This window comes from Eubacterium sp. MSJ-13 (assembly GCF_018918235.1).
In the GTDB taxonomy this organism is placed as follows: domain Bacteria; phylum Bacillota; class Clostridia; order Lachnospirales; family Lachnospiraceae; genus Butyribacter.
Genome location: NZ_JAHLQE010000166.1, coordinates 1 through 11040 on the forward strand (window position 1 = coordinate 1; position 11040 = coordinate 11040).

General features: G+C 36.9%; 12 protein-coding genes. 2 read left to right on the forward strand and 10 right to left on the reverse strand.

The features are described from left to right. Positions 1-51 precede the first annotated feature (51 nt). The 4 genes from KQI69_RS10285 to KQI69_RS10300 are packed head-to-tail and all read right to left on the reverse strand — an operon-like array spanning position 52 to position 3606. Positions 52-675: an NUDIX hydrolase gene (locus KQI69_RS10285; protein WP_216565292.1), complete on the reverse strand. Its 624-nt coding sequence runs from the start codon at positions 673-675 to the stop codon at positions 52-54. 15 nt (positions 676-690) lie between these two features. Beyond that, positions 691-1170, reverse strand: coding sequence for a Cys-tRNA(Pro) deacylase (gene ybaK, locus KQI69_RS10290; protein ID WP_216565293.1), 480 nt, complete (start codon positions 1168-1170; stop codon positions 691-693). A gap of 21 nt (positions 1171-1191) precedes the next feature. Beyond that, on the reverse strand, positions 1192-2505 hold the full coding sequence (locus tag KQI69_RS10295; RefSeq protein ID WP_216565294.1) for a polysaccharide deacetylase family protein: 1314 nt from the start codon (positions 2503-2505) through the stop codon (positions 1192-1194). Positions 2506-2523: 18 nt separating this feature from the next. Continuing rightward, positions 2524-3606, reverse strand: a complete 1083-nt coding sequence (locus KQI69_RS10300) for an asparaginase domain-containing protein (protein ID WP_216565295.1) — start codon at positions 3604-3606, stop codon at positions 2524-2526. A 148-nt stretch (positions 3607-3754) separates the two neighbouring features. Here KQI69_RS10300 and KQI69_RS10305 point away from each other — a divergent pair, with 148 nt between their 5' ends. Next, positions 3755-5212, forward strand: a complete 1458-nt coding sequence (locus tag KQI69_RS10305) for an aminoacyl-histidine dipeptidase (protein ID WP_216565296.1) — start codon at positions 3755-3757, stop codon at positions 5210-5212. A 412-nt stretch (positions 5213-5624) separates the two neighbouring features. Here KQI69_RS10305 and KQI69_RS10310 read toward each other — a convergent pair whose 3' ends face one another. Further along, positions 5625-6518 (reverse strand): DUF2156 domain-containing protein, encoded by an 894-nt coding sequence (locus KQI69_RS10310; RefSeq protein WP_216565297.1) that lies wholly within the window; start codon positions 6516-6518, stop codon positions 5625-5627. 730 nt (positions 6519-7248) lie between these two features. Here KQI69_RS10310 and fliD point away from each other — a divergent pair. Then, a complete protein-coding gene (gene fliD / locus KQI69_RS10315) occupies positions 7249-7764 on the forward strand; it encodes a flagellar filament capping protein FliD (protein WP_216565298.1) in 516 nt (171 codons plus the stop codon). 181 nt (positions 7765-7945) lie between these two features. Here the strand turns inward: fliD and rplA are convergent, their stop codons facing one another. From rplA to rpmG, 5 genes are all read right to left on the reverse strand, one after another. After that, complete coding sequence (gene rplA / locus KQI69_RS10320; RefSeq protein ID WP_253289096.1) at positions 7946-8638, reverse strand: 50S ribosomal protein L1; 693 nt, start codon at positions 8636-8638, stop codon at positions 7946-7948. A gap of 156 nt (positions 8639-8794) precedes the next feature. Beyond that, positions 8795-9220 (reverse strand): 50S ribosomal protein L11, encoded by a 426-nt coding sequence (gene rplK / locus KQI69_RS10325; protein WP_216565299.1) that lies wholly within the window; start codon positions 9218-9220, stop codon positions 8795-8797. A gap of 60 nt (positions 9221-9280) precedes the next feature. Continuing rightward, positions 9281-9805, reverse strand: coding sequence for a transcription termination/antitermination protein NusG (nusG, locus tag KQI69_RS10330; protein WP_216565300.1), 525 nt, complete (start codon positions 9803-9805; stop codon positions 9281-9283). A gap of 12 nt (positions 9806-9817) precedes the next feature. Next, positions 9818-10120, reverse strand: a complete 303-nt coding sequence (gene secE / locus KQI69_RS10545; protein ID WP_216565301.1) for a preprotein translocase subunit SecE — start codon at positions 10118-10120, stop codon at positions 9818-9820. 45 nt (positions 10121-10165) lie between these two features. After that, positions 10166-10330, reverse strand: a complete 165-nt coding sequence (rpmG, locus tag KQI69_RS10340; RefSeq protein WP_253289097.1) for a 50S ribosomal protein L33 — start codon at positions 10328-10330, stop codon at positions 10166-10168. Positions 10331-11040 lie beyond the last annotated feature (710 nt).

Below are 11040 nucleotides of genomic sequence, written 5' to 3' on the forward strand. Positions count from 1 at the left end.
ACCCCCACTTATTGCTCTACGCAATAGAAGTGGGGGACTTCCTTGATAGTGTTAAATCCTCAAAAACGCAAATGGATCATTTTTATCGCTGTGAAGAAAATTTATAAGAAGATATGCTCCTCTTATAGTAACAATTTCTTCTTTAAGAATCTTCTTTACCATAGCTTTGTCTGCTATAACAACCTCAATATCCTCCGATGCTTCATTTCCCGCATTTGAAGGAGTTCCACTCGCATATCCAAAAACAGCAGTATCACATTCATCTGACATTCCCTGATTCTGCGTAAACGGTCTCTTAAGACTGTCATCATAATCCGTAAACGGTTCAAATATAAGTCCTGTCTCCTCTCTCATCTCTCTTACTGCCGTCTGTTCAGAAGTCTCTCCCTCATCAATAAGACCTGCCGGAAGTTCATAAATATATTTATTTATAGGATAACGGTACTGTCTTACCATAACTATCTTTTCAGGGTCATCTTTAAGAACCGCATATATAACAGTTCCATCTGCCTTAAGCTCACCTGTCTGGCACATAAGGTCGCCGTCTTTTCTTCTCGTTGCAAAATAGTATGGGTGTTCCCTGCCGTTTTTATCCACAGCATTTAACTCATACATATTTAAATATTTATTTTCCGTCTGTTTCTTCATTCCTCTTACATGTTCTCTCTCACTCATATTACACCTCCATTATCAATGCATTATAACATCTGCATATTTTCCATTTGTCACTTTTATAAGATCATCTGGTTTAAGTATTATCTGAAGTCCAAGCCTTCCACCGCTTACGATTATCTTATCATGTTCCTTTGCACTCTCATTTACTACAGTAGGATAATTTTTCTTCATCCCGATAGGCGTACAACCTCCCCTGATATAACCGGTAACGGCATTTATGTCTTTCACATGAAGCATTTCAATATTTTTTTCGCCAACTTCTTTTGCAGCTTTCTTCATGTCCATCTCTTTGTCAACGGGAATTGCAAATACATAATATTTCCCGCTTTTTCCAACTGTTACAAGTGTCTTGAAACTCATATCATAGCTCTGACCAAGCATATCTGCTATCGACACTCCGTCCTTAAAGTCATCACACTCATACTTTTTTAATTCATAATCAACCTTATTTCTGTCAAGAATTCGGACTGCATTTGTCTTAACTTCCTTACCCATTGTATATCACGCCTTTCATTATTATTTTGACGGAAATGAACTGTAAGTTCCTCCGTTTTTCATAGCTTTTCTGCAATCAGAAAGTTCACTCACCGTAACAAGCTGATATCCTCTTTTTACAAGAGCCGGTATTATCTTTTTAGATGCCTCAGCCGTAGTTTCATACAGATCATGCATAAGAACAATATCACCATCTTTAACATTTTTCAATACAGCGTTTGTAACCGATGCCGTATTTCTGTTCTTCCAGTCCAATGTATCTACCGACCACAATATAACAGGCGTATTTATTATACTGTCAATTGTTTTATTATGACTTCCTCCGGGTGGTCTTGTTATTATCGTCTTTTTTCCTATAACCTTTTTTAATGCACTGTTTGTCTGGTCTATCTGTTTCTTTATCTGTGCCTTGCTGCAGCCTGAAAGAATCTTATGCTCATATGTATGATTACCTATCTCACATCCCATACTGTTAATTTTTTTGACAACTGACTTATAAGATGCAATCCTGTTTCCTACCTCAAAGAATGTGGCTGCTGAATCATATTTATCTAATACCTTTAAGATAGTATTCGTATGGTTTGAAGGACCATCATCATATGTAAGTGCTACCAGCTTCTTTTTTGTGTCTATCTTTCTGTACAATGCACCAGTTTTTCTGAAATAGCACATATATCTGCCAATCTTCTTTTTTCCGCTTATCTTAACACCATTTTTGCCAAAATAATATTTTTTGCCATTTATATCAATAAAACCTGTATGCATCGCACCACTGCTCTCAAAATAATATCCCTTTTCATTTATCGTTTTATATCCTATAGCAGCCTGTCCGTTTTCTCCAGCATAATACTTTTTGCCATCTAGCGTAAGCCATCTATTTTTTGCAAGAGATGCATTTTTGTTAAACAGATATAACACTCCGTTTATCTTATAAATACCTGTTGCTGCTGTACCGTTTTTTCTGAAATAATATGTTTTTTCATTTACTGTAAGCCACTTTTCCTTTAAGGCAGTTCCATCTTTATAATAGTACAGCCCTTTGTCTGTTGTAACAAACCCTTCTTTCACATCGTCTGGTACCTGTGACGGCTGTATCGTAGGCGCTACTATATGGTCAGGCAGAATCGTAGGTGCTATTATAACTCCTCCTGTTGCAGGTTTTACAGTAGGTTCAGTTATGGCCCCTCCTGTTGCTGCAAAAATCTGTCTGCTTCCAGAATTTTCATAATAAGCCGTAACCTTCTGCGGCAGTTTTGTATTTTTATAAGCTATGCCTGAAAAAACAACACCCGCTAAAAATACGCCCAATATTGCAATCATCTTTTTACTATTCATCTTAATCCTCACTTTTTATTATATATTTAAATTTATATCACCCGCTATATCATCGAGCATAAATCGTGAAATCTCATGCCTGTCACTAAACATTATACAGCTAAGCCATAATTTTATGAGCATAGCCGGTAATGCTGCAACAGGAAGCGTTTCAAAGCCAATCTCTCTGTACACTCTCACGCTGTCATAATCCACACTGTCACCTGCTCCAATAATATATATCGGTATACTTCTTTTTTCGGCATCTTTTGCAAACTCTGTTATATCCGGGCTTTTACTGCATATCGTTCCTGAATGATATGTCATATGAAGCACCGCTTTTATCCCGTCAGGCACATATCCGTATCTCATCCCCGGAAACGGCTTTATAACACATATATCTGCAAATGCATTTCCAACATCGTTCTTCTTAAAAAAGTTCCTTCTTATTTCGGAACATTTTTGTGTACTCTTAAAAAACTCGTCTGATGCCCTAGTTTCTTCTATCCTTTTCACAAACAAGCCGTCATTGAAATGTCCGTATTCCGAATCTTTGACACTGTACACATCATCAGAGTATGCAATGTGTTCCATAAGCCTTGTACCTCTGTGAATAACAGCATGGCCACCTGTATTATAATAAGAAACAAATACCCCCGCTCCATACTTTCCCCGGATAAACTTTACCGCATACGCAAAGTTTATAAGGCCATTAGCTCTCACATCATCAAGGACATAATTCGATGACACAAGTACAATAGGTATACTGGCATCACTGAACATATAACCAAGTGCCGCCGCAGTATATTGAAGGGTGTCTGTGCCATGTGTGATAATAATCCCGTCATACAAGCCGTTATCTTCTCCGCACAGCTTTATCTTCTCATTTAAATAAGAAGCAAGTTCAGATATCTGCACACAGGTATTATTCTCACTAAGCTCCTGATAAGGTGTCTCCATTTCAAACTCTGTTTTTTCTTCTGTACCGCAATCTCCATAGTTCTCTGCATTTTCCCGATACATACTGATAAGCTTACATCTTTTATCAGTGTCGGGAACTGCATATCCCCCTGAGATAGTACTTCCAATCGTTCCACCTGTAAAAACAACCAATATTTTCAAATTCCAAACCTCCGTTTTGGTTTTTGAGTTATTATATACTATTTTTTCCAAAAGGTCTATCAAATAATATCGCATAAATCTACTTGTTTTACATTTTTTTTGTGGTATATTTGTAGTGTATCAATCTTTATTTTTTGGAGGTAACATTTTGAGTAACAATATTTTATCTAATTTAGAACCAAAATCAGTATTTAATTATTTTGAACAGATATGCTCCATACCACACGGTTCAAGAAACACTAAACAGATAAGTGATTTTTGTGTTTCTTTCGCAAAAGAACACAATTTAAAGTATTCACAGGATGATTCCAACAATATCATTATCTGGAAAGACGGAACAACAGGTTATGAAAACTCTCCTTCCGTTATCATTCAGGGACATCTTGACATGGTTTGTGAAAAAGAGCATGACTGTGATATCGACTTTGAAAAAGACGGCCTTACACTTATTGTTGATGGTGACGATATCCATGCAGACCGCACTACTCTCGGCGGTGATGACGGTATCGCTATTGCTTTTGCACTTGCTATCCTTGATTCTACAGATATTCCTCATCCACCTATCGAGGCTGTATTTACAGTAGACGAAGAAATCGGTATGCTTGGTGCTGCAAGTCTTGACTGTTCTCCTCTTAAATCAAGAATAATGTTAAATCTTGACTCTGAGGATGAGGGATCACTTCTTGTAAGCTGTGCCGGCGGTGTTTCAACTACTGCACACCTTCCTATCACATTTGAAAAAGCAGACGGTCTTATGGCAGAGCTCACAATCTCAGGACTTACAGGCGGCCACTCAGGTACAGAGATAAACAAGGACAGAGCAAACTCAAACAGACTTATGGGAAGAACATTATATGCTCTTTCTAAAAAATATGATTTCAGACTTGTAAGTGTCAATGGCGGTCTTAAAGATAATGCCATTCCAAACAAGACAACTGCCGTTCTCATGTTAAATGACTCAAATGTAAAGGACGAGCTTGCTTCTGATATCGCAGAAATGAACGACACCTATAAACATGAATACTCATACACAGACCCTTCACTTTTAACAGAAGTATCATTTACCGAAAACGCTTCTGCTGATGCCATGACAGAAAAGTCAACTAAGAACTTTATCACATCACTTGTAAATCTTCCGGGCGGTGTACACCGTATGAGCCATGATATAGACGGACTTGTACAGACTTCACTCAACATGGGAATCTTAAAAACAACAGAAACTGAGATGCAGGCGAGCTTTTCTATACGAAGCAGTGTAAGCAGCGAAAAATTCATGCTTATGGACATGATATCATGCCTTATGGATGCTCTTGGCGGATATATCACAAATGTTGGTGAATATCCTGCATGGGAATTTAAAAAGGAATCACACCTCAGAGATGTAATGTCAGAAGTATTTGAAGAACAGTACGGCTACAAACCTGTAGTTAATGCACTTCACGCCGGAGTAGAATGTGGTCTTTTCTCCGAAAAACTTCCGGGACTTGACTGCGTATCATTCGGACCTGCAATCTATGATATTCATACGGCAAAAGAAAGACTTTCCATAGAAAGTGTACAAAGAACATGGAAGTTTACACTTGAGGTTTTAAAAAGACTTAAATAGTGCTTTAAATAAATTTCAAAGTTAAAATATATAATATAAAAATAAAAACCTGTACCATTGATTTTGTATAATTTGAATGGTACAGGTTTTTATTTTTAACCTTAATATTTTTAATTTATGTTTCTAATATAAAGAGTCCCCATTGGGCGTTGTCCAATGGGGTGGGGTTGAGGGGTATATCTCTTCGTTGCTCTGTTGCAACTATGTTATTAGCTTATTTATCTGCGTCAGACATACTTACCTGACTGACAATTATTATTATACATACTTTTTTTAAAATTACTACCCCCATTTTACTCATTTGTAAAATATGACAAGTTTTTGTAAAATATCACATTTTTCCTTCTTTTTTGCAATACATTCTATTATCAAAAATATACATTTTTTCAGCAATATACCCATAGCGGCATCATTATCCGATTTTATATGCATTGTATTTTTCCAGCAGTATGTCGGGATGATATGAAAGCTTTGCCTTTCTGAGACCTTCTTCTCCGTCATCTTCTTCTCTGTTTACATATTTGTATCCCTGGCACTCATGCAGGACAAATTGTTTATTTATCATCGGATATGCCCCCTGCACATCTGCATACGCTTTTTCAAAATGTACTACAAATGTATCGTCACAAAGCGGTTCTCCAAGTTCAAATGCTACTACTTCTCCATATTTTCTTAAAACTCCTCCCACAAGTCCAAGTCTCTTATAATCTATCAGTGCACATTTTACAACATCATACTCATCCTGCACCTCCTGACTCCATGCATCATCATCATACTTTTTCTGTATCCAGTTGTTGTTCATGTCAATGCACTCCTGCACATTGTCACTGTTAAGTGTCTCATATTCCCAATCATCATCATCCATAAACCTTGCTATGTGATTTCTCTTTCCATGAAATTTCTTACCAGAAAGATTTGTCAGATTTTCTGTCTCATAAATATAATCAAACATATCTCTATCAGCTTCATACCTGAAATGCTTAGGATACCATTCTCTTAACTGCTCAACTTCATAATCAAGTAAACCATAAAGATGTATCTGCTCTCCCATAGCCTGCCCATATAAAAACAACTGCTCTAAAGCTTTCTTCTTATCTCCGTTACCTATAGGAAAAACATACATTGGATCATTTTCTGAATAATATCTCAAAAGAACACAATCTCCCTCCTGTGCTATCTGAGTTGGAAAATATTTTCTCCACAAATAATTGTTGGCAAAACAAAATTCACATGCTTTTTTATTATCTTCCTTAAATTTCTTATCAAGCCATTCTCTGTCACCAAGTTCAATATCTCTGAATATCATTTCAAATTCTCCGTTCTTTTTCAGGATTACATTTTAAGTATTCCCTCTTTCTGATTATATTATTGCACTCCCACCGCACTTAAAATAGGTTTTATCTCGTGTAAAAACAGAGTAAACCATTTTATATAAACGATACCACTTTAGGGGGATTTAGACAAGTGCTTTGGTTAAGGCGGTTTTGGTTAGTGAATGACGGACGCATGGATTGAGGTGGTATATCCGACTCGTGGACGGCTCCCGCCTCGGAGAACATTCGTAGCAGTACATAATTGAGCACAATACGCTCAATAAGTACTGACGATGTTCTAACGCCACTCGCTGGATATACCACCTCAATCCATGCTGGGTAGCGATATTTTGCAATCAAGTAGATATCGCAATCTACTCTGCTACTTGCTCAATGTATCAAAGATTTAATTTTCGTTGTACTAGCTGCTATCGCAGCATATCAGAAGGGGCTTGTACCACTCCTGATACAAACAAGTCCCCAACCACCATTTATTGTTCTACGAAATAGAAGTGGTGGACTTCCTTGATAGTGTTAAATTTTGGTATGAGATTATCCGATATATTAGTTAGAACTATAATTAACTATATTTATGAATGTTTGTGGTTCTGTGTTAATCTTGATTTTGGTTAGTGTTATATTATTTTTTATTGGTAATATGGTGATATGATTTTATATCTTTGCACCTATTTTTAAGAATGTTATATATAAGGAGGAATTTTAATGGCTATAGATTATTCTATCACAAAATCATATGATATGTATTTCCGCGATTTCTATTCAATTGATAGAAACGCTTCAAAAAGCGAACAGCGTGCTTCATACAAGACAGATAAACTTGCAAAGGTGGATTCCAGTGCGATGACTAAGATATCTAAGGCTCTGCGTAAGATGGAATTTTCAAGTGATAATGGTACAGATATTTTTTATACTGTTAAATCTTTTGTAAACGCTTATAACAATCTTATGGATAGTGCTGGCTCGTCTAATGAATATGACATATCACATCCTGAAAAGTTTGTTAAAAGTCTTACGAAGGAGCAGGAAGATGCCCTTTCTGATATGGGGATTACCGTATCAGCTTCAGGTAAACTCAAACTTGATGAGGACACACTTATGGAAACAAAACCTGCAAAAATCGGCAAATTGTTTTCGGAGGACAGTGATTTTACTAAAAAGATAAATTTCTACGCAAATAAAATTTATCGTGCTGCAAACCGTATTGATGTAACTTTGTAGATTATTTAAACTACTTTATGATCTTTTAAATAAAAAAGTACCATCAGGACGACCAATTACCCGTCTGTCCCGATGGTACTTTTTTATATCAAATATGCTTTTCTGTCATCTAAACCGATATATGCATCCATTTATAGCCAAGCGGATATTCGCAATCCGCTCTGCTATTTGTTTAATAGTATTAAACAAGTTTAGCTACATTAAGTTTAACTCCAGGTCCCATTGTAGAAGCAAGTGTAAAGCTTCTGTAGTACTGTCCTTTTGCTGAAGATGGCTTAGCCTTTGTGATAGCTGCGATCAATGTGTTTACATTGTCTGTAAGCTGCTCATCTGTGAAAGATACTTTTCCTACAGGAACATGAACGATATTAGCTTTGTCAAGTCTGTACTCGATCTTACCTGCTTTGATATCGTTTACGGCTTTTGTTACATCCATTGTAACTGTTCCAGCCTTAGGGTTTGGCATTAATCCCTTTGGTCCAAGTACACGACCAAGACGACCAACAACACCCATCATGTCAGGAGTAGCTACAACTACATCAAACTCAAACCATCCATCGTTCTGAATCTTTGGTACGAGTTCCTCGCCACCTGCATAATCAGCACCTGCTGCTAATGCTTCGTCTACCTTATCACCTTTAGCGAATACAAGTACTCTGACTTTCTTACCTGTTCCGTGAGGTAATACAACAGCACCACGAATCTGCTGATCTGCATGACGTCCGTCTACACCAAGTCTGATATGAGCTTCAACTGTCTCATCAAACTTTGCTGTAGAAGTTTTCTTTACAATACCTACTGCTTCTGCAACATCATACTGCTGAGTCTTATCGTACAACTTAGCAGCCTCTACATATTTCTTTCCTCTTTTCATAATAATAAAACCTCCTGGTGGTAGTAACGGCGGGTTCTAAGACATACCGGAATTTTATGTATGTCGCCTCCCACAACGTTCAATCTATAACAAATCTTTCTATGCGATATTCTTTTTAATATTATACATATCATACACCATCTCTGGTGTATAATTCTATTCTTCTACTGTGACACCCATGCTGCGTGCTGTACCAGCTATCATACTCATAGCAGCTTCAAGGCTTGCAGCATTTAAGTCAGGCATCTTTGTCTCAGCAATTTCCTGAACCTGAGCCTTTGTTATTGTTGCAACTTTAGTTCTGTTAGGAACACCTGAACCTGACTGAATATTACATGCTTTCTTTATAAGAACTGCTGCTGGTGGAGTCTTTGTAATAAAGCTGAAGCTCTTATCCTGATATACAGTGATAACAACAGGAATGATCATACCTTCCTGTCCAGCCGTCTTAGCGTTGAACTCCTTTGTGAACTGTACGATATTAACTCCGTGCTGACCAAGAGCAGGACCAACAGGTGGTGCTGGTGTTGCCTTTGCTGCAGGAATCTGTAATTTTATATATCCTTCGACTTTCTTAGCCATTTTTAATTTACCTCCTAAATAATAAATACCTGGTAATAATCTATAACTGCTGCGATTTGATTAGTCGCACACTTTTACATCGCTAAAGCTTAATTCAGTTGGTGTCTCACGACCAAACATGTCAATATTTATCGTAACTGTTTTGTTCTTGAGATCTATCTGACGGACGATACCTACTGTATCTTCCCAGACACCTGATGTAACGATTACAGAATCGCCTATGCTAAATGGAGCTTCAGCTACTGAGCTCATAAGTCCCATGCTTGCCACTTCCTCATCAGTAAGTGGAACCGGCTTTGATCCTGGTCCTACGAATCCTGTAACACCGCGAGTATTTCTGACAACATACCATGTATCATCATTCATAAACATCTTTATCAAAACATATGCAGGAAACATTTTCTGCTGGACAAGTTTTTTCTTGTCCTTGCCTTCCCTTTCAACCTCTTGCATAGGTACATATACCTCTAAAATCTGATCTTGAAGATTGCGATTTACGATAGTATTCTCTATGTCTACCTTTACTTTATTCTCATACCCTGAATAAGTATGAGCCACATACCAACGCGCTTCTGTATCTGCCATAATCTAATCACCTTAACCAATCTGAATCAACTTATCAAGGCCTGTCTTGATAACAAAATCAAGCAGAGCAATGATTGCGCCTAAAATAACTGTTACAACAACTACCGCAGTAGTTTCTTTTGTGATCGTCTCCTTATCAGGCCATACGATTTTCTTAAACTCAGCCTTCAATGAACGGAAAAAACCACTTTTTTTCTTTGCAGATTTATCTTTTGCTGACTTATCAGCGTTCTTAACAGACGCGTCCTTTTCAGCTTCCGACTTATCAGCTTTAACTTCGTTCAATACTGCTTCTTTGTTTTCGGAATCTCCCATAAATGCCTCCTACTGTAACAAGCATAGCTTGCATATTTAATAAGACTATTTTGTCTCTTTGTGCATTGTGTGCTTTCTACAGAATCTGCAATACTTCTTTGTTTCCATTCTGTCAGGATGATTTCTCTTTTCTTTAGTAGTATCATAGTTACGCTGCTTACATTCTGTACATGCTAATGTAATTTTTACTCTCACGGTTTTCACCTCCATATAATATTTGTGTTACGATTAGTTCTGTTTCCACGACTTTTAAGCCATGAGCTTTTTTCTTAATATCGCTAAAGAATTTTAGGCATAAAAAAAAGACCTGTTACATCGCCTATCAAATATATCACAAAAATGCATGTTTCGTCAAGAGTTTTTTGGGAATTTATATGAGTTACGGACGCTTGGAATGGGAATCATTATTCTGCGTCAGGGACGTTTGCACTCGGAGAACTGCGTAGCGGATACATAAGTGAGCTAAAAACGCTCACTAAATACCGACGCAGTTCTAACGCCCTTCTGTCAGAATAATGATTCCCATTCCAAGCTGTCTGTGGCATATTTTTACTTTATTGGATAATACTGTTTATACTTTTTTTGAGTGCGTTATGAGGTTTGGTTCTCTACTTAATGTATTTATTTAATATATATTATTTATTTGATTGTTTTTCTCTTTTTGATAAAAATTTATTGTTTCGCTCTTTTATATAAACATTTTTTTGTATATAATATTACTTGCTCTTTATTTATACGCATACTTTATAATATGATGGCATTTTCGATACATTGGGCTGAAATTCTACAAAATTTAGTAATTGACATATAGCCTGACAGATAGTGTTAAACCTGCTAGTACAACGAATAATTGATACATCAAAAATTTAACACTATCAAGGAAGTCCCCCACTTCTATTGCGTAGAGCAATAAGTGGGGG